This window comes from Salinigranum halophilum (assembly GCF_007004735.1).
Taxonomy (GTDB): Archaea; Halobacteriota; Halobacteria; order Halobacteriales; family Haloferacaceae; genus Salinigranum; species Salinigranum halophilum.
Window position 1 is genome coordinate 87,538 of the sequence record NZ_SSNL01000009.1, and the last position, 20,669, is coordinate 108,206.

General features: G+C 63.5%; 12 protein-coding genes and 1 pseudogene. 3 read left to right on the top strand and 10 right to left on the bottom strand.

Going from position 1 to position 20,669, the window contains the following annotated elements; genetic code table 11:
* Positions 1-423: 423 nt before the first annotated feature.
* From E6N53_RS20240 to E6N53_RS20260, 5 genes and pseudogenes are all read right to left on the bottom strand, one after another.
* A pseudogene (locus E6N53_RS20240) lies at positions 424-1,386 on the bottom strand (IS1595 family transposase); the annotation flags it as partial.
* A 364-nt stretch (positions 1,387-1,750) separates the two neighbouring features.
* A complete protein-coding gene (locus E6N53_RS20245) occupies positions 1,751-3,043 on the bottom strand; it encodes a Cdc6/Cdc18 family protein (RefSeq protein ID WP_142861217.1) in 1,293 nt (430 codons plus the stop codon).
* Between the two features lie 1,352 nt (positions 3,044-4,395).
* Complete coding sequence (locus E6N53_RS20250; RefSeq protein ID WP_142861218.1) at positions 4,396-5,643, bottom strand: orc1/cdc6 family replication initiation protein; 1,248 nt, start codon at positions 5,641-5,643, stop codon at positions 4,396-4,398.
* Between the two features lie 881 nt (positions 5,644-6,524).
* A complete protein-coding gene (locus tag E6N53_RS20255; RefSeq protein WP_142861219.1) occupies positions 6,525-7,868 on the bottom strand; it encodes a glycosyltransferase in 1,344 nt (447 codons plus the stop codon).
* Positions 7,865-8,809: a glycosyltransferase family 2 protein gene (locus tag E6N53_RS20260; protein ID WP_142861220.1), complete on the bottom strand. Its 945-nt coding sequence runs from the start codon at positions 8,807-8,809 to the stop codon at positions 7,865-7,867. Before E6N53_RS20260 ends, E6N53_RS20255 begins: the two co-directional genes overlap by 4 nt.
* A 256-nt stretch (positions 8,810-9,065) precedes the next feature.
* On the opposite strand from E6N53_RS20260, the gene E6N53_RS20265 reads away from it, so the two are divergent.
* Both E6N53_RS20265 and E6N53_RS20270 read left to right on the top strand, forming a co-directional pair.
* Positions 9,066-9,803 carry a creatininase family protein gene (locus E6N53_RS20265; RefSeq protein ID WP_142861221.1) on the top strand — a complete coding sequence of 246 codons (738 nt, stop codon included), beginning with the start codon at positions 9,066-9,068 and terminating at the stop codon, positions 9,801-9,803.
* A gap of 372 nt (positions 9,804-10,175) precedes the next feature.
* Complete coding sequence (locus tag E6N53_RS20270; protein WP_142861222.1) at positions 10,176-11,447, top strand: Cdc6/Cdc18 family protein; 1,272 nt, start codon at positions 10,176-10,178, stop codon at positions 11,445-11,447.
* Between the two features lie 32 nt (positions 11,448-11,479).
* Here E6N53_RS20270 and E6N53_RS20275 read toward each other — a convergent pair whose 3' ends face one another.
* Positions 11,480-13,138 (bottom strand): alkaline phosphatase family protein, encoded by a 1,659-nt coding sequence (locus E6N53_RS20275; RefSeq protein ID WP_142861223.1) that lies wholly within the window; start codon positions 13,136-13,138, stop codon positions 11,480-11,482.
* A 114-nt stretch (positions 13,139-13,252) separates the two neighbouring features.
* On the bottom strand, positions 13,253-14,374 hold the full coding sequence (locus tag E6N53_RS20280) for an aminotransferase class V-fold PLP-dependent enzyme (protein WP_136591715.1): 1,122 nt from the start codon (positions 14,372-14,374) through the stop codon (positions 13,253-13,255).
* Between the two features lie 709 nt (positions 14,375-15,083).
* Between E6N53_RS20280 and E6N53_RS20285 the strand changes: the two genes are divergently transcribed.
* Positions 15,084-17,069, top strand: a complete 1,986-nt coding sequence (locus E6N53_RS20285; protein ID WP_142861224.1) for a hypothetical protein — start codon at positions 15,084-15,086, stop codon at positions 17,067-17,069.
* Between the two features lie 477 nt (positions 17,070-17,546).
* Here the strand turns inward: E6N53_RS20285 and E6N53_RS20290 are convergent, their stop codons facing one another.
* The 3 genes from E6N53_RS20290 to E6N53_RS20300 form a co-directional block, all read right to left on the bottom strand.
* Positions 17,547-19,481, bottom strand: a complete 1,935-nt coding sequence (locus E6N53_RS20290; protein WP_142861225.1) for a right-handed parallel beta-helix repeat-containing protein — start codon at positions 19,479-19,481, stop codon at positions 17,547-17,549.
* A 9-nt stretch (positions 19,482-19,490) separates the two neighbouring features.
* Complete coding sequence (locus E6N53_RS20295; RefSeq protein WP_136591712.1) at positions 19,491-19,796, bottom strand: hypothetical protein; 306 nt, start codon at positions 19,794-19,796, stop codon at positions 19,491-19,493.
* 106 nt (positions 19,797-19,902) lie between these two features.
* Positions 19,903-20,634, bottom strand: coding sequence for a carbohydrate-binding protein (locus E6N53_RS20300; RefSeq protein ID WP_142861226.1), 732 nt, complete (start codon positions 20,632-20,634; stop codon positions 19,903-19,905).
* Positions 20,635-20,669 lie beyond the last annotated feature (35 nt).

A 20,669-nucleotide genomic window follows, 5' to 3' on the forward strand; every position in this document is an offset into this window, starting at 1 on the left:
ACAAAGCATCCGAAGCTAGTTGTTTCTGAAGCCTGAGTTCCGTGTCGGAGCGGCTGCACTGACGGTCTCGACGATATCTAGAGAATCGGGTCGAGAGAGACACCTCTATCGATTTGTTGTGGAAGAGTCCACCAGACACCAGCGGCGCACCTTTATCGATTTGTTGTGGGAGAGTCCACCAAACACCAGCGACGCACCCCTATCGACTTGTTATCGGTGCCGAGAGAGCTAGACCGCTGCAGCACCCTCCTATCGATTTGTTCCGATGAGGAGCTACTGATTGATTTGAGCCCGAGCCACCGTCCGCAGTTCGTCCCCGTGGACGTCTTTCAGTCGGGAATCTTCCCGAAGCGTCTCGATAATCGTGTTCGGGTCCTCCCCAAATGTGAACTCGAGATAACTCGCTCTTATGTAGAATTGCGGAAACCACCCGATAACGACACAATCAATGGCTGACTCGACAGATTCACCAGAGAGGGTGAGTGACCGAATGATGCCGAAGGTGTGAGCGGCCTGTTCCAAGCCCTGCTTGGACAGGCCGCGGAACTTCCGAAGCCACGGTTGAACGAGCGAAAACAAGCACTCAGCCTGATTAATGTGGACGCCCCTTGGCGAAACATACCTCTCTTTGTGGACGACCGTTCGGTGGTCAAAATCAATCTGTCGGTATGCCTGGAGTCCGTCAGTCCAGACCTCTCCCAGCGGCTGGGAGAGGTCTTCAGCCTCCTGAATCACTGGTTCAAGATCGCCTTCGTAGTCGATCCCACGTTGTCCGCGAATCACACGAAGCGAGTCGCGGCACGCCGCGACGAGCGTCAACTAATCACCGTGGCGGCCTCGCCAGCGTGATCGACCTGTCTGGGAAGAGCCGCCGCGGAACAGCCGTTCTCGCGGCGGCTCTTGGCCTTTGTAGCCCGAACAGACTTCGCCAGATTCGTCAACTTGGGTGGGTCCAACGATGGCCTGATCGAGAAGTTCCCAAACGACGTGGAAGCCGCGGTTCAGCGTGGCTTCCACGTCTCGAATCGCCGTATAGACGGTTCTGTAGGCTCGCCCGAGAAACGGGGCGATCTGGTTGACACTGAGCAACGTATCGGCGTAGAGTGTGAACGCGAGAAGCACCTCTCCCGCGGTGAGGTGCTTCTCGTGGAACGGCGTGCCGTAGATAAAAACCGGCTTAAAATTGCAGTCACGGCACCAGATTCGGTCGAGTTCTTCCCACGTGACGATGCTTTGCTGACCGCAGCGTGGACAGGACGTATTCTCCCAGAATTCCTTGAGTCGCCGCTCGATGCGGGCATCAAGCGGCTCTGTGCTGATCTTGACAACTCCTAGCTCAATCAGCTGCCGAAACATCCCACCGAACGCTGGCTGAGCAGAAGACATCTTGCCAGATTAGCGCCGGTTCAGTGTAATTATACGGGTTTTCCGCAGCTTTGCATAAGAGCGAAGATTGCGATTCACGACTGTAGTCGCGAAGGGGGAGGACGCCTCGCTCAGACTGTATTTGATCCTAACGTCTAGGGTTCAAGACTCGGACAGGGACACCCCCCAGTCAGAGTGAAAAGAACGGGTTGTGAACCAGGGTACAATTTGGCGGAGGGGTCCCCTCGTTCAGAGTGTAAGTCCGTTAGCGTCAATGGCATAGGGCTGAAACGGAGACACCTCCAGTCAGAGTGAAAAGAACCACGAGAGCAGGCTGATATACAGTTTGTTATAGGGGACCCCTCATTCAGACTGAAAGCAGTGATTAGGAACCCAGGGTGGTCTGCGATGACTGGTCCTGTACTTCGGAGATATCCTCAAGATCCTCAAACGACGGTAACGCATCAAGACTCGCATCGCGATGCACTGCTTTCACGATGTGTTCAGGGTTGGTAACCAACCGGTGAAGGAGGTAGCTGCCTTGGGAACGACCGCCGCCGGTCTTGGTCGATTCGATAACACCGAGAAACGCCTGTTCTTTGAGTTGCTTGTAGAGCCCGTTCTCGGTGACCGAGTCGTACCCCGCTAAGTCGCACATCTGTTCGTACCGTTCGTACACCTCACGTGTCGAGTAACTCTCTTTCGATCCGGTGATGATGAGACTGGCGAGCGAATAGAGGGCCAGTTTCGCGTGAATGGTTCCTCCACTCGTCAGTTCTTCAATACGGTTGATTTCGGCGACGTTCTGCGCTTGATTGATGTGATCGTCGGTGATTTTCGAGTCACCGTTTCGTCGGGCGAGCTCGCCTGCTTCTTTCAGGATTTCTATTGCTTTCCGGGCGTCTCCGTGTTTCTTCGCAGCGAGAGCCGCACAGAGTTCAATCGTTCCAGCACCTAAGACACCGGGTTGGAACGCGTCTGTGCGGTTTCGCATGATTTCTCGAAGCTGTTCGGCGTCGTACGGGTGGAAAAACAGCTCGCGGTGTCCGAAGCTAGAGTCAATCCGCTCGTCAAGTTGTTCTCTGTATTGGATTTTGTTACTGATTCCAATGACGCCGATGTAGCAATCGGTTTTGCCGGCCTCACGAGCCCGGGAAAGCTGCATGAGGACGTTAGAGTCGGCGAGTTTGTCGATTTCGTCAAGGATGAGAAGAACGGAATCGAGATATGTATCGAGAATTCGCCAGATGTGCTGGTAGTATTCCATCGTTCCCACCCCGCGGAGAGGAATGCGCTGCTCGTACGGAGTCTCTTGTTTGAGTGTTGTCGCAATCTGTCGCGTGACGCGTGTTTCGGTGTCTGCCTCGGAACAGTCGATATACACGACTGTACACTCGACACTGTTAGAATGGGCAGCGGTGCGTGCTCGATTGGCAACGTGACGAGAGACGAGACTCTTCCCAGTGCCGGTCTTCCCGTAAATCATCACGTTGTTCGGAGGGTCGTCTCGAACCACGGCACCGATTTCCTGGGCGACGGATTCGATTTCCGTGTCTCGACCGACGATCCGATTTTCTTCCGGGACGTGGCCCACGTGGAGGAGCTCTTTTCGGGCGAAGATCGGATCTTGGTCCGCGAAGAGTGGGTCGACCCCTGAATCCGAATCCTCGTTCGACATACTCGGTATGCTACACGGACACTTAATAACGTTGTGGCACCTGACTCCAACTGATATATCGGCCGTAAGAATGGTGAGAACGCCGGAATCCACCATCTGGTTGTTCTTATCTCATTTACCTCACTCATACTGAATACTAGTCTAGAATCTAGTACACCCCCCCACCCCTCGTTCAGACTGAAAAGGACTCACGACAATACCTAGACTCTCAGTCAGACACACCCCTCATTCAGACTGAAAAACGAGTGAATTCAGACGAGAGAACGCCCGATAAAGCCGAAATTAGATTCTGGACGTTTTAATTCGACGACCTCCATCACGGGTTTGAGTTCGTTCTTATTCTGATTAGGTGGTCACTCTCAAATTCATTAGCGGTTTTCAGTCTGAACGAGGGGTGGGGGGGTTCACCGTCTCTTTCCGTTCCGATTGATCGAGAGGGAGAGGCCATTATCTATCTGATCGTTCAAATCTTACAAACAGCTTACTCGTGCTCTGTTGAATAGCGGTCTGGCCGGGACGGTCGGAATTTGATTCGGCTTGTCAGCCGATGACACTAGTGGTCTCAAGATCGGAGTCGCTTTACCGTGGCTCAGAGTCCGCTATTCAACACGGCAGCACTAACCTAGTTTGTGTGAACACACCCCTATCGATTTGTTCTAACCAATCGAAGTCGTTCGATTTGCTTCTGTTTACCTACTTAAACGGATGTCTTTAGTGTGGACTCGAACGGTCTCGATCTCCTCAACACAAGCCCTTAGACGCTATACTAAATCTGTTCGATATCAACGCAGTCTCCCGGAAATCGCTAAGATAATCGTTTAAGCAAGGGGAATTACGCCAGAGACCACGAACGGTGAGGCACCCGATTTGTTTCATCGGTCCAACACTCGTCCTGTGGTTCCCCTTCGTACGAGAACAAATCGATAGGGGTGAGGGGGTGGTTCCAGAGCCGGTCCCCACAAGGCAGCTCCAGTTGTCACTTGAATCCCTGCGTTCACAGCTTCACGTCGTATTCTGCGTTCACAGCTTCACGTCGTATTCTGCGTTCACAGCTTCACGTCGTATCTCAGAGGTAATCTTTCGCGTGAGTCAGCATCCCCATTAGACGTATTCGTTAGGAACAAGTCGATAGAGGTGAGATTCTCTGGCCGGTCAGTCGAAATCTACAGATAAGCAACGAGTGTCGCGGGACTTGACCTCGAGACGGTTCACGGTCTGATGCGTGCATTCGGAGAACGCGCGAACAGCGGACATCGTGGTGTGTTCACCGGTGGGTTTATATACTCACTTGGGGGCCAGGACGGAGGTCGTGCGTCGGGAACACCACCGTGTCCGCCGTTCCGTGGGGTGGGCTACTCGAAGTCGTCGAGCGTCGCTGACACGGGCGGGTCGTCGACGTGTTCCTCGATGGAGTCGTGCATGCCGACGAGTTCGACCGTCTCGGCCATCGCCGAGAGGAGGAGTTCGACGTCCATGTCGAGGGCGTACTCGCGGTAGGTCCCCCCGCGACGCCCTTCGTTACGCTCGGTGACGCTCACGATGCCGAGCATCGCCAGTTCCGAGAGGTGGTCGCGCATCCGTCGCGGGACGAGCGGGTCGCGGTTGGCGAGTTCGGCAAAGCGGGTGTACCGAGGGCGCACGTCGCGCGAGCGGATGGGTGCTTCGCCCTCTAAATCGAGCGTCAACAGCGCGTAGAGGACGAGGTGACCGTGCTCGGTGAGCCCTGTGATGCCTTCCTTGATTCGACCGCGTTCGAGCGCTCGTCTTCCCCGTCGGACGTGTTCGGCCGTGACGCGTTCGGTGTCCTCGTCGCGGGCGAGGTCGCCCGCCTTCATCAGGAGGTCGATGGACTGTCTCGCGTCCCCCGCGTCCTTCGCGCCGTAGGCGGCACAGAGTGGGATGACCTCGTCGTCGAGGACGCCGTCGTGGAAGGCGACGTCGGCACGCTGTTGCAGGATAGCACGGAGGTTCGTGGCGTTGTACGCGGGGAAGTGGATCTCCTGTTCACACAGGGAGCTTTTCACCTTGGGCGAGAGGTCGTCGCGGAACGAGAAGTCGTTCGAGATGCCGATGAGACCGATCTTGGCCTCCGCGACCTTGTCGTTCGCACGAGCGCGCGGGAGCTGGTAGAGGATGCTGTCGTCGTCGATGTGGTCGATCTCGTCGAGCACGACGAGAACGGTCCCGCCGCAGTCGTCGAGTTCGTCCCAGAGCATCTCGTAGACGGCACCGAGGGGGTACCCCGTGGTCGAGATCTGGTTCGTCTCCGAGCGGAACTCGTTCACCAGGCGCGTCGCGACCTGGTACGACGAGGTGAGCCCGTCGCAGTTCGAGAACACGACCGTGAGGTCGATGTCGTCGTACTCCGCGACGTCGAGTTTCAGATGCTCGAGCAGGTACCGGGTCGCCGCCGTCTTCCCGACGCCCGTCTTGCCGTAGAGGAAGACGTTGTTCGGCTGTTCGCCGTTGATCACGGGCTGGAGCGCGCCCTGGTACGTTCGCAGTTCCTCGTCCCTCCCGACCAGCTCCTCGGGCTGGTAGTCCTCCCGAAGTGCGTCGCGGTCACGATAGATGTCGTGGTCCCGCTCGAAGAGGGCCATGAGTGACACTTTCGCGGTTTCTTTATAAAACCACCGTGTCCGCAGTGTCCGCTGTTCTTCGAGTATATAAAGAACGGGCGGGACACACCCCCTCCACTTTGTCCGCAGTAACGTCACGAGCGAGGGGGTGGGGGTGTGCGGAGACCTTGTCATGACACAAATGTTTAGTACCCCTCGCGTTGATGTGGTCCGTAGCCTCGACAAAGTAGTTTGTACGTACATCATTTTAGTTAAATTAATGACGGTGAGTAGTGAGTTCGGCACCCCCCACCCACCGTCGTGGAGCAAGAACAGCGGACATAGTGGTGTGAGTGTACCCTCCCCCATCTTCGGGACGCCGTCCCGACTCGACGGATGAGGTCCCGCTGCGTCCACCTCCCACGACCTGCCCGTCCCGTCTCCACCACCTCGCCGATTCGTCTCCACCCCTCCCAATTCGTCCCGCAGCACTCGTCCACCACCGACTCACTCACACGACCGGCCGTGACCACCGACAGTCGACCCTCAGACGCCGAAGAACAGCGGACATCGTGGGGTCCCAGGGCACCGAATCCAGTCGGGGACGCCGCGACTGCGGCCCGGGTAGCATCACCGACTCAAGAATCACCCACCCGAGGTGTCACCGCCCTGAGACGCGAGCGGCCGCTCGGCGGAGAGTGGGCAGACCGCGTGACGAACACGTGGGCGGAACGGCGGACACGGTGGTGTCCGTCCGACGTGCCAGCGCCACCGATACCCCGAACGGTAATCGTCCACGAGTCCTCGTCGTGAGAGCGACAGGCGAGCCGTGCGCGGAACAGCGGACACGGTGGTGTTCGCGATACCTGTCTCCGGTCGCGGTCGACAGTCGACGACGCCAGTGGTTGTCGGCGCGGGCGGAGTCACCTGTTGGTTGTGCCCAACTCCGAGCGGCTCACCCGCTCGATGAACGCCTCGTACTCCGAGAGCACTGCGTCGAGAGAGAAGTCTTCCGCCCGCGTTCCCAACGCCGCAGCCGGAACGGGTGCGTCGAGCGTCCCGAGGATGGCTTCGGCGAAGGCGGCGTCGTCGCCGACGGGCGTGAGCCGGCCGTACCGTCCGTCGGCGAGGATCTCGCGTGGTCCCGACGGGCAGTCTGTCGAGACGATCGGCGTCTCACACGCGAGCGCCTCGAGGAGCACCGTGGGGAGCCCCTCGTGTTTCGACGAGAGGGCGAACACGGATGCGGCGGCCATGTAGGCGTAGGCGTTGTCGACGTAGCCGACAAACGTGACGGCGTCGTCGAGACCGAACTCCGTCGCCAGCGACTCCAGTTCCTCACGATTCGACCCGGAGCCTCCGACGACGAGTTTGACCCAGGGCCGTTCCTCGCGGACGCGCCGGAACGCCCGGAGGAGCATCGCGTGGTCCTTCGCGTCCTCGAGCCGCCCGACGGTGAATATCACGTCGCCCTCCATGAGCTCACGCGCTTCGTCGTCGAGACCCTCGCCCGCCGCGGCTCTGATCGCCTCGACGTCGATGGGGTTGTACAGCACCGACACCTGGTCGTCTGCGACTCCGGTTCCGTCGACAACACTGTCGACGACGCCTCGCGAGACGCCGACGACGTGGTCGGCCTGTGGGTAGAGCACCGAGGCGAGCCTGGCGGTCACGCGGTCGCGCAACCCCGGACGGACCCCGAAGGTGTTGTGCTCGGTGAGGACGAGGCGTGTGCCGACCCCGGCGACGGCGTCGGCGAGGACACCGACGACGTTCGCGTTCATCATCGCCGCGAACAGGACGTCGGGGCGCTCGCGGCGGAGGTACGCGCGCAGCGCCGGAATCGCGGCGAGCACGCCGACCCCCGGCACCACCGGCGTCTCCAGGTCGACGACGCTGACCGCGCTGTCGACGCGGGCGAGCAACGGGCCGGTGCCACGTGCGAGGACGAGGTCGACGCTGTACCCGCGCGCGGCGAGGCCGTTCGCGATGGTGACGGTCACTTGCTGTGCGCCCCCGAGGTTCATCGTCGGGATGAAGAAGGCGAGCCGTGGCGTCGCTCGCATCGTGGCGCTCGCAGCGCTCACCACGCCTTCGGTCTCGTGTTCGCCGTTCGTGGCGGTCGACCCGTTGGTGGCCGGTCCGCCGGTAGCCGGTCCGCTGACCGTCGCTCTGTTCGCCGTCGACCCGTCGGCTCCCTGCCGGCGCGTCGGGTCCGGACTCGCCCAGTTCGTGACGGGGCGACCGCTGGGGCCGGCGTCGCTCACAGCCCCACCACCCGGTGGAGGAGCTGTCGCCCGCGCCGTGCCGGCGCGTAGGTGTATCGCCCGCCCAACGCGGTCGCGAGGAACAGATACGCCTCGAGGTCGGTCGGGTCGAGGCGGAGCGACCGGAGGAGGAACCGTCGCGCGTCGGCGTAGTGGCCGTGCTGGACGGCGGTCCGGCCCATCTTCCCGGCCATCGCTGCCTCGAACGCTCGCCCCATCCCTCGTTCGGCGGCCAGTGGACGGAACGTCTCCATGAACAGCGGGTACGTCACGTCGCGCTTCGTCACGTAGTTCTTGGTCACCCGGTCGTCGCCTTCGAGGTGGCGCACGACGAGGGGTTCCTCGCAGGCCTCGAAGGCACACCCCAGCGACAGCCGCACGAACCACTCGCGGTCCGACCAGCTGGGGAACCGCTCGTCGGGGGACGCCACGGTGTCGAAGACGTCGGCGCGCACCATCACGCCGGAGTACTCCGAGATGGACTCACCCCGGAGAAGCGCGTCCGTCACCCAGCCGCGGAGCGTGTGGACGACTGTGTTCACCGGCCGTCCGTTCTGGCGGAGTTCGGTGCCGACGTAGACGAGACCGACGTCGTCGTCGCTCGCCTCGAAGGTGGCCACCTGGCGGGCGAGCTTCGACGGTTTCCACTCGTCGTCGTCGTCGAGGAAGGCGACGTACTCGCCCGTACAGGCGTTGATCCCGCGGTTCCGTGTCGCGTTCCCGCCCCGATTCTCCTCGTTACGGAGGTAGACGACGCGCCGGAGGCTCCGCAGGTCGACACCCTCGACGACCGGCTCTAGCGGCGTCGGCGAGCAGTCGTCGACGACGACGAGTTCGATGCTCGGGTACGTCTGTGCGGCGACGCTCTCGAGCGCTCGGCGGAGGCGGTCGGGCCGGTCGTACGTCGGGAGGACGACGCTGACGAGCGGCACGCTGGTCACGGTCGGGCCTCACGCGGGGCAGTCCGGCAGGTCGAGGGAGAATCGTGCTCGGTCATTGCGCGTTCTGAGGTGTGTGACTCAGATAGTTACCCACCCTCTACCGGCCGAATTCTGGATGTACGCCGCCCCTACCGCCGTGTTCACTCCGTACCCACGCATCAGTAGCCCACGCGCTCACGTCTCGACCGCCGGCGCGCCCGCACGGTTCCGTCGCGCTCCGAGCCACCTATACGCCTCCCGCGGCGAAGACGACGGTATGCGCCTCGCCGAACGCTCGTGGACGGACGTCGACACTGTCGAGACCGACCTGGCCGTCGTCCCCGTCGGCAGCACCGAACAGCACGGCCCGCACGGCCCGCTCGGAACCGACACGCTGACCGCCCGTGCCGTCGCCGACGCCGGTGTCGAGCGGTGTGACCGCGACGTGGTCGTCACGCCTGCCATCCCGGTCGGCGTCGCCGAGGAACACCGCCAGTTCACCGGAACGCTCTGGGTCGCTCCCGACACCTTCCGCGCGTACGTCCGCGACGTCGTCGCCAGCCTCGCCCACCACGGCTTCGACCGCGTCGTCCTCGTGAACGGCCACGGCGGCAACGTCGACGCGCTCCGAGAGGTCGCGGGGGAGATCACCCGCCACGACGAGGCGTACGCCGTCCCGTTCACGTGGTTCGACGCCGTCGGTGACGACGCCGCGGAGATGGGCCACGGCGGCCCGCTGGAGACGTCGCTCCTCCTCGCGACCCACCCCGACCTCCTGGACGAGGAGCGGTTCGCGGAGGCCCGCGACGGCGGGAGTGCGGGGTGGGGCGAGTGGGTAGAGAAAGTAAACCTCGCGTTCGACAGCGCGGAGTTCACCGACAACGGCACCGTCGGCGACCCGACCAGGGCCTCCGAGGAGTGGGGCGAGGAACTCCTCGACCGCGCCGCGACAGCACTGGCTGCGGTGCTCGACGCCGTCGCCGACCGCGAGACGAACCGGCCCGAACACAAGTGATTATCATGTCACAAGAAGTCTCCCCGTTCCCCCCACCGTGTCCTCATAAATTAGTTGGATAATGCTCCCTCCCCCCACGTGTCCTCATAAGTTAGGTGAGAGGTTCGGGGGGATTGGACGCGCGCTGGTTTTCACTCACGAATACCATCTCAAATTAATTCGCTGGATGTCACGCGCCACCCGTATTCATATTATTTAAATCTTTGCTTACACTCACTTATTACTAGTTCTCTACGAACTATTGGTTCCTTTCGGAGACATTATGCGGACATGGTGGGGGGTGAGGATATAAATAAGAACTACTATGCAGACACACTGGACGCTCCGGACACGGGGGTTTTATTAATCATCATCTTATTGATGTCAGATAATATGGACGGTGACGAACCGAGCTCGGAGAATCCTTACGGCACACTTGAAGGGAATCCGTATGAGACGTCTGTTGACATCTTCGCCGACGAACGCGTATTAAAAGAAGACTGGCAACCCGAGCAACTCCCCGAACGGAAACCAGAACTCGAGGAAATCAGGAACGCTCTCGCGCCTGCAACAAGAGGAGTTAACGCGCACAACCTCTTTCTGTACGGAAAAACTGGCCAAGGGAAAACCGTCGCAATCGACCACGAAATTGAGCTGCTCCAAGAATACGCCGATAGTCGCGACGATCTCAATCTGAGTGTCGTCAAGACGAGTGCGAACAATCAAACAACCAGCTATCAGCTCTGCGCACACCTCATCAAGGAGATTCGTGATGGGACGAAGAAACCGAGTGGAATCGATCAGCAGTCGATGTTCGATCTCCTATATCAGGAAATTAGTCGTCTTGATGACACGGTCATTATCGTCATCGACGAGATCGACGCGATTGGAAGTAACGACGAACTTCTGTATGAGCTTCCGAGAGCACGGAAAAACGGTTATATCGACGACCAATGGGTGAGTGTGATCGGGATTAGTAATAACCTTCAATTCCGTGACAATCTTTCGCCCAAAGTCAAAGATTCGCTCTACGATTCGGAGATCGAGTTCGCACCGTACAACGCAAATCAGTTGACAACAATCCTGGAGCGACGTGCAGAACGCGCATTCGTTGCCGGTGCCCTTGATACCGAGGTGATTCCACTCTGTTCAGCGTTCGCTGCCCAAGACGAAGGCAGCGCCCGTCAGGCTATCCGTCTCTTGTATAAAGCAGGTGAGTTGGCACTCAATCGTGACGATGAGCTCGTGATTGAACAACACGTACGTGAGGCTCGTGACATCCTCGAACGAAAACGGATCGAAGAAGGGATGCGAAGTCTGACAACTCAGGATCAGTTCGCACTTCTATCCGTCGTGGCACTCGAAATCGACGCAGAAACGCCAGCTCGAACGCGGCAAGTGTACCAGAAGTACAAATCAATCGTCAATCGTCTCGATGGGAACCGACTCGTTGAGCGTCGTGTCCGAGACCATCTCCAGAGTCTCGGGATGCAGGGATTCTTGTTTGCAGAAACCCGAAACACGGGGATTCAGGGTGGAGCGCACTATCGCTTCGAGTTGAAAACCGATCTCGAGGCTACACTCGACATTCTCGAGGAAGACGGTCGAATCGATGACGTCGTCGAGGATTTAATCAACATTGCGAATATGAAGAATCTGGTGTAGTTCTCTCGAATTTACAAACTGACTGATACGACTCAGTCGAGGTAGCCCATCTGCTTGAGTCGGTCGGCGACGACGTCGAAGTCCTTGCCGTCGGCTTCGTCGTCGGCGGTGAGGAACCGACGCTCGCCGGTTTCGAGAGCCGGCTCGAGGGGGACGCCGTCGTCGACCAGCGAACGTCCGTCGAGGCCGCTCGGGTCGATTCCGAGTAACGTGAGGACCGTCGGCGCGATGTCGACGACCGAGGGCGTAGAGGCGCCGAAGCCGGTCTCGGGGTCGATTTTCGGCCCCGCGGCGACGACGAGACCGGTCCAGGTGTGGCTGAACTCGTCGGTCTCGCCGAAGACACGCTCACGGACCACGTCCGACACCTTCCAGCGCATCCCCGCGGGACGGAGCAGGATGTCGGGCGCGCTCGCTTCGTTCTGGACGTCGTCGACGAGCGCGTGGCGGTCTTCGACGGCCTCGAAGACGAGCGAGCCGTCGGGCGCACGCAGCGCACGCAGGTCCGCGACCAGTTCGGCCCGGAACGCGTCGAACTCCGCCGCGGGGACGACGCCGCCGTCGTCGCGTCCGGCGACGTTACAGCGGATGCCGAGCGAGGAGAGCGAGCGGCAGTACGCCGCAGAGCCCTCGACGTCGACGTACTCGCCGGCGTCGACCACCTCGAGGAGGAGCGACTCGGGGAGCACTCGAGCGACGGCCTCGTCGAGGCCGACGCGTGCGAGGAGGCGTTCGACGCGCGTCGGAGTCAGTCCGACCCGGGAGAGCCCACCGAGGACCCCACCGACGGCACGCTCTCGGAGTGACGTCCCGTGGTCGTCCCCGTCCGCGTCGTCGTTACCGCGCATCGCGTGCTTCTCGCCCTCGTTCCAGACGTGGCGTTCTGCCGTCTCGGAGGTGACGAGGTCGCCGCGCTCGCGGAGCCAGGCGTTGAGGTAGACGACGCGGTCGTACTGGTGGATGCCGTGGTCCGAGACGAGGACGACGTGGTCGTCCGCGCCGACGAGGTCACACAGGCGCTTCACGCCGGCGTCGACGCGGCGGTAGACACGGGCGATAGCCTCCAGGTCGGTGCCGTCGGTGTGGAAGACGGCGTCGGGGGCCTGGAACTGCACCATCATGAACGACCAGTCGCGCTCGTCCGCGAGGCGTTCGGCGACGGCGACCCGGGAGTCGATGAGGCGCTCGTACTCCGCGATTCGTCCCGCCTTCGAGCCCGCGTCGCGGCCGTAGACGGTGTAGTCGTCGAGGCCGAGGTCGGCCAGCGAACGCTCCTCCCCGTCGACCATCACCGGTGCACCCTCCGGTGCGAGATAGCCAGGGACGAGCGCGCCGTCGAACGCGTGGAGTGGGTGCGTCACAGGCACGTTCACGACGACGGACGACAGCCCGTGCGCCGACAGCGTCTCCCAGAGGAACGGCGCCCGGACGTCGGCGGCGCTCACCAGTCGGGGGGCACCGTCGTCGTACGAGTGGAAGTCGTAGACGCCGTGGCGCCACGGCTCGACGCCCGTGACGACGGAGGGCCACGCCGACGGGGTCCACGGTGGGAACGTCGTGTCGAGGTCGCGGGCCACGCCCTCGTCGATGAGCGCCCGGATGGCCGGCAGCTCACCCCGGTCGAACAGCGGGTCGAGCTGCTCGAAGCACGCGGCGTCGATCCCGATGAGAAGAACCTTGCCCTGAGTCATTACCCCTCGAACGACCGATTCCGGCATTAACATGGGCCGCCTAAACCGCCTCTCGTCGCTCGCGTGTCGGGTAGGCGAGCCCTACTCCCTCCTCCGAACTGACTTCGCCCCGCCTCACGCCGTGAGGCCCGCGCCCTCGACGAAGCGGTCGAGGTCGGCGCGGGTGTTGAACGCGTGGACCGAGACACGGACGCAGTCGATACTCGGGATGACGCGAACCTTCACACCCTGCTCGTCGAGACGCTCGACGGTCCCCTCGGGGTCGTCCACTTCGACGGTCACCAGCCCGGAGTGGAACGACGGGGGGCTCAACAGCTTCTCGTCGGGGATGCGAGACTTGAGGTAGCCGGTGAGCGCCGCGATGCGCTCCATTCGGACGTCGACGCCGTCCGCCTGCGCGCGCTCGATGGCCTCGACCAGTCCCGCGTAGGGGGCCGGGTTCGTCGTCGCGACTTCGAGTCGCTGGGCACCGGGTTTGTACTCGTAGTCCGCGGTGTTGGCGTCCTCGACGCTCCGGTAGCCGATCTGCCGGGGGGTGAGCCAGTCTTCGGCCCCCTCGCGGACGTAGAGGAAGCCGGCCCCCCACGGGCCCAGAAGCCACTTGTGACCCGCGGCCGCGACGAAGTCCGCTCCCCACGACTCGACGTCGACAGGCCGCGCCCCGACGGCCTGGACCGCGTCGACGAGGACGCGCGCCCCGACGTCGTGCGCCAGTTCGGTCACCGCCTCGACGGGGAGCCGACAGCCGTACGCCCACTCCGTCGCCGACAGCGAGACGAGGCGGACGTCCTCGTCTACGACGTCGGCCACGTCGTCGGGGTCCAGTCGCCCCCTGTCGGTCTCGACGATGCGGACCTCGACCCCGTGGAGGTCCGCCAGCCGACGCCACGGCAACTCGCCCGCGCTGTGTTCGACGTCGGTCGTGACGATGACGTCGCCGGCCTCCCACTCGCTGGCGCAGGCGATGCGGTTGATGCCGTCCGTGGTCGACTGCGTGAGGGCGACCTCGGACTCGTCCGCCCCGAGGAGGCCGGCCGCGGCCCTCCGCGCCTCGTCGTACACCTCGAACGCGTACGTGTACATCCCCTCCTCGGTGGGGGCGCGATACCCCTGCTCTGTGACGCACGACTGGACGGCCTCGGCTACTGGCCGGGGCAGCGGGGCGCTCGCTCCAGTGTTCAGGTAGACGACCTCTTCGAGCGCGGGAATCGACGCGCGGAGTTCGTTCGGGTTCATCTGCCTCACCGTTGTGTCCGGGGGGTGTTCGTCGTTGTGCCTCCGGCACGCACTGACGCGTCGTCGTCGCCCGACCGCGCGACGGCGCTGTCGCTCTCGGGGACGGTCCTGCGGAAAAACGGGTGTCTCTGTGCGGCTCGTGTCGTCGAACGCGTCGACCGGTGTGTTATGCGATGGTGACCGCCGCCGCCACGAAGGACCAGCGAGTCCCCGTCCGGGGCTCGTGCTTCTTGGATTCGGCCGTCGACCGGTCGCGCTTGTGTTTCCAGTTCATTGCATGCTGACTAAAGATTTACTCGGATATAAGTTTTCTACTTTTCTGACAATTCTGTCACGGTCGTTCACAACGATTCGCGTGAAAAAAATGCCTGTTCGTTGTGAATATCGTGGCAGCCCGGGTTTTTCGTTCACATTTCTGCTGTCGGTTCCCGGCGGTCGGTGGTCTCGTCCGGACACCACGTGCGCTCGTCCGCCCATCGATGCACGGTCGCGTCCATCGCGCGGGCGGACCACCTCTCGCTTGGCTGGACGTCTCGCGCTGGCCGGTCGTGGCGGCCCGCGCTCGGACCCGTCCGGCCGGCCTCCCGCCCCGGTGACCGGACGAAATCGGCGGTTTCGACGGTTATCGGCGTCATTACAATGCCGGTTTCACCCCTCCTCTGAGCGTGACTCTCTACGCTCTGTGCCGGTCCAGTGGAGGTGATTCGCCGTGGCGCCCGACCTCGTGAACTCGACGCGCCGACAGGTCACCCTCACGCCGACGTCCGTCTCGTTCCTGTACGGCGTCACCGCCCAGCGTGTGGCCGTCCTCGTGGCCGCCGCCGCCATCGCCGTCCTCTCGGCCTACATCGTCGCCACGCCGCCGGCGACGGCGTACGAGCCGTCGCTCATCGAGGCGTTCCCCCTCCCCTTCTGGGTCGCCTTCGGCGTCGGACTCGCCGCCCTCCTCGTCACGTTCGTCGGCGCTGGAGCGACGGGCAGCAGTTACTGGAAACACGGGTTCGTCCTCCTCGCGACGCAGTACGGGCTGTTCTTCTCGCTCCCGCTCGTCCGCGGCTACTTCCTCTACGGCCGCGGCCACTCCGACTCGCTCTTTCACCTCACGGCGGTGAAAGAGCTCGTCTACAGCGGTCTGCTCTCGGGGCGCGTGTTCTACCCCCACGAACACTTCCTCTTCAGCGAACTCGTGCTCGTGGGTGTCCCCGTCGAGTCGCTCGTGAGCCTCGTCCCGTTCGTCTTCGCGCTCGCGTTCATCGGCGGCATCGGCCTGTTCGTCCGCGAACTCACGGGGTCGCCCGCCGGCCTCCCGCTGGGCATCGCCGCGGGGATGCCGCTGGTCTTCTCGAAGTTCTACACCCAGCTTCACCCCTCGGTCCTCTCGTTTTTCCTCTTCCCGCTCGTGCTTCTCATGCTCGAACGCGGCCGTCGGACGAACGCGCAGCGGTACGTCGCGCTCGCGACGGTGTACGGCCTCGCGATGGTGTTCTTCCACCCCATCACGGCCCTCCTGCTCGTCGTCCTCATCACGAGCACGTTCGTCTTCGGCCACGTCTACCGGTTCGTGACCAAGACGCCCGTCCGGACGCTCCGCGCCCGACTCGCGTTCGCCATCCTCCCGGCGACGTTCATCTGGTACATCGGCTTCCCGCGCACCCAGGAGAACATCCGCGAGATCGTCGCCGCCCAGGGTGAGAGCGCCGCTGACAAGCAGGCCGACCTCCTCGCCGGCTCCGTCCTCAACACCGAGGAGCTCGTCATGCGGTTCGTCGAGCTGTACGGTGCCGTCTTCATCCTCTTCGCGCTCGCCGGCGTCGTCTGTCTCGTCGTGCTCGCGGACCTCCTCCGCCGTCGCTCCGACTACGCCGAGAGCTACCTCGCCACCGAATTCGTCATCGGCGCGGGCATCGCCGCCACGTTCATCGCCGTCTCGCTCGTCGCGAACGGCCCCATCCGGGTCTCGCGGTACATGATCTTGATGGCGATGGTGCTGACCGCTCTGCTGTTCGTCCGGGTGCTCTCGTGGCCCCGCGGCGTCACCCGGACCGTGGGTGCCGTCGTGCTCACCCTGCTGGTGCTCTCGTCGGCGCTCCTCGGGAGCTTCACCGTGTACGACCCGAACAAGCACATGACCCAGAGCGAACACGAGGGGGCCTTCTTCCTCCTCGAACACTCGACCGGCGACCACCTGATCCGCTCGCACTCGCTCACCCAGAAGACGCAGTACTTCACCACCGCGGGGACGGACGTCAAACACGACCGGACGCTGATGCGCGTGAGCGGGACGGGCAAGCAGTACCCGAAGTTCGCGCTCGCCCCACAGTTCGGATACGACGAGTACGACCGGGCGTCGGTCGGCATCGGTGCTGGCTACGTCGCCACCCACGAGTACGACCGGGCGTATCTGGAGACGTCGTACTTCACCGACGCACAGCGTGAGGCGCTGTTCCTCCACGACGAGACGACCCTCGAACGGATGAGCCGCGACCGCACCGTCCAGAAGGTCTACTCGAACGGCGGCTTCGAGGGCTGGCTCGTCCGCTGGACCGACGAGAAACCGGCTGCCGCGGCTGCCTCCGGGGCCGACGCGGGTGCGCAGGCCACCACCGCGTCCGGTTCCGGCGGTGCCCCCGTGACCGACGCCGACACCGGGGCCGACGTCCGACCGGTGACGGCTCCCGTTGTCGCCCCGGCGTGACTGGCGGACCCGTCGCTTGTACCTGCGGTCACTTCAGGTGACTCCTGTTCGGCTTTCACTCGCGACCCGGTCGGAACGCGGCACGCGTGACTCGCGCTCGCCTCGACTGTCCGCCGTCGGTCGAGACAGAGGCCGATACGCATCCGACTGCGAGAAACTGCTACATTCGACTCTCGTTCGCGCGTTGTGTGCGGGCGCGAGGTCGTCGCGCCCGCCCTGGCACCGCAACCGTGCCGCAAGAGTCGACAGCCGAGACAGACGAGACCAGGGCAGCGGGGACGGACACCCCCGTCTCCGCCGCCTGACCGGCCCGTCGTCCCGTCCCCGTCTCCGTCTCTGTCGGCGGTGCAGTGGGGTCGCCGCTCGGGGTCGGCTATCGATTCACGCCGCTCGCCGGCGGCTGTCGGTTCGGTCGCGGTGTGCGTCGCGCGCGGCGGGACTACGAGGGCGGGCCGTCCCGCACTCGCGGTCCACCGTTCAGCGTTTTCTCAGGTCGTCGAACGAGACCGACGTGTTGTCGGCACCGAACCCGAGCGCCCCGCTCGTGTACGCCGTGTCCGTCGCCGAGACCGTCGCGAACTCCGTGCCGTCTTCGGTGGACGCGCTCGCGGCGATGTTCCCGTCGCCGTCGAGGGAGAACTCGACGCGGTTCCACGACTCGGGGTACTGCTCGCAGGACTGGCTCGCCAGTGTCGTCGTGGCCCCGTCGTCGTACCGGACGATGGAGAGCTCCTTGCTCCAGCCGAAGTCGACCTCGATTCCGTAGCCGGAGAGGTCGTCCTTCCCGGTCGAAGCCTCGTCGACGCAGCAGAGCACCTGCGCGAACGTCCCGCCGTACTGCCAGACGCGGACGTCGTAGGTCGCGCCGATTTCGGTGTCGAGGCCGGTGTGCCAGATGCCCCCGTTGCTCGACGACTCGAGGTGGCCGTCGCCCGCGTAGGGGCGGCTCGACGAGCGCGAGAACGCGCCGGTGTCGCCGGCGTACGCCGAGAGGTCGCCCTCGAAGTCTTCGAGGACACCGCTCGGGGTCGTCGACCCCGAATCCGACTCGGAACCGTCCGAGCCCGAATCGGGCGAGTCCGAGTCCGCCGAGCCGTCGTAGGGGACGCTCCCCATCGCCTCGACGAACCCGCCGTCCTGTGCGACGCTGAGCGCGGCGCTCTGCCACGCACTCCCGTCGAAGTACCGGACGCCGACGGGTTCGACGTAGGTCCCGCCGTCGCCGATCATGAGCGACGCCGTCGGGGTCGGCTCCGTCGTGACGTCCCCGGCGGGGACGGCACCGATGTCGGGCGCCTCGCCCGAGTAGTCCATGCCGACGTCGGTGCCGGCGTCGACCAGCGGGCTGTCGGCCGTCGGCTGGACGAAGTCCGGGGAGGTGGGGTCCGTCGAGACGAACGAGGGGCGCTCGATACCGAGGTCCCAGGTGTTCGACCCCGAGTTGACGTTCCAGAGCGAGCCGACCTCCTGGTTACCGTTGTCGAACGACGCACAGTTGCGCGCGTAGTGGTCGGGGTCCGTGTCACCGGTGAAGTGGAAGCCGTACGTGCCGTTGTTCCACGCGGTGCAGTGGTAGAACTCGTTCGTCACCGACGAGCCGTTGGTGTCGAACCCGCGTGCGGTGTTGTCCCAGGCGATACAGCGCCTGAGGACGTTCCCGCCCGTCCCCCAGCCGCCACCGACCTTGAAACCGTTGCCGTCGCCGACCGCGCCGTCACCGTCCGTGCCGTTCTCGTAGGCGAGACAGTCGACCATCACCGAGGGGCGCTCGGGGTCGTTGTCGAAGAAGTCGAACCCGTCGTCGGCGTTGCGGTACGCCTCACACCGGATGAAGGTGTGGCCGCCGCTTCGCCCCGCCGAGTTCGACCCGCCGATGTAGAAGCCGTCGGAGTCGCCGTCGTCCGCGCCGTGGTGGCAGACGACGTCGCGAATCGTGTGGTCGAACGACCGCCCGTAGAAGATGAGGCCGTTGCCGTTCCACTGGGAGGTGTTCCCGTAGTGGTGGATCTCCATGTCCTCGAACAGGCAGTTCCGCGAGGCCTGCCCGTCGGTGCCGTTACACCGGATGGCGTTCTTGCCGACGTTGCGGACCTCGATGCCTCGCCACGTCATGTGCTGGACGCCCCAGAGGTCGATGCCGTGGCCGTCGTAGTTCGAGCAGTCGATGACCGGGCGCTCGTCCTCGTACGCCTCGATGACGATGCGCTCGGAGGCCGTCCCTTTTGTCTGCCACCAGACGGGCTTCGACGGCGGATAGAGGACCCCAGTGTCGCGGAGCTTGACCGTGTCTCCCGGACCGAGGGCGTTCTCGCCGTCGCTCTCGACGGGTCCGAACGTCGCGAACGCGTCGGTGGGGGACGTCCCCGCGTTCGCGTCGCTGCCGTTGGCCGGGTCGATGTAGTAGGTCGTCATGGCGCTGGCTCAGTTCGTCTGGATCCAGATGTCCCCGTCGGAGGGGTCTGCCGGCTCCGCCGACTGGACGTAGACGTCGCCGGGTAACTTCGCGACGTCGCCGACGTGGGCCCACGCGGAGCCGTCGCCGACGTACACCTTCTGGGTGTCCGTCGCGAAGAACTTCGCGCCGGCTTTCGCCTCGTAGTTCGCTCTGTTCGCGTCGACGTCGCGAATCTCGACGTCCGTGTCGAGCTTCTCGAAGTTGTCGTTCAGGGGGATGTGCCAGTCGAGCGTGCCGGGCTCGGGGGTGTCGTACTCGTGGTTACTCGTCATGGTCTCGTGCTGTGTCGTGGGTGTCGTCTGTGGTTCGCGTGCCGTGTGGGTGTCTGGTTCGCGTGCCGTTGTCGTCGTGTGCCGTGTCGTTCGCCGCTCGGTGCGGCTACGACGAGATACCGCCGTAGCCGTACTTGCCGTACCCCTGCTTCCCGAAGGTGTCGTCCACCGGGGTCGGCGTCGGGGTCTCGGTCGGCGTCGGTGTGGGCGTCGGCGTCGGGGTCTCGGTCGGCGTCACCGCGTCGCCGTCCATCACGTCGAGCGTGTAGTCGCCGCTCCCCTCCTGGATGTCGACGACCTGCGCGTAGTAGGTCGCCGACGTCGGCGCGCTGTCGAGGTCGACCCGTGCCGGGACGTCGCTGCCCGTGTAGCGCAGGTTGAGGTAGTCGCCATCGGGCCCGTAGAGGATGAGCGCCGTGATGCCATCCGCCGCCGCGCGGTCGAGTTCGAGGACGACGTGCGCGCCCCGTGCCGCCTCGAAGGCGTACCAGTCGACCTCGGCAGGGGTGAGCGTCGCCTCGAGCGAGGTGCCGACCCCCACCCGTTGTGCCGTCGCCTTGGTGTCGTTCGGTTCGGTCTCGGTCGCCACGCTGAGCTGTGCCAGCGAACCGCCCGAGACGGCGTTGACCGTCTGTGACCCGTGCTGTTGGACGACCGGTCGGCCCCCGTACCCGTGGACCGTGACGGCCGCCTGCTTCGGAACGGACGTCACCTGCTCGTGGCCGACGAACGCCGCCGCCGCGGCGACGGCCGTCGCGCTCATCTTGAGATACGAGCGGCGGCCGAGCCGGATTCCGTCCGTAGATTGATCGGAGTCTCGTTGCTTGTCGCGTGCCATCCACTCGGTTATGAGAAGGTTAATTACATAAGCTT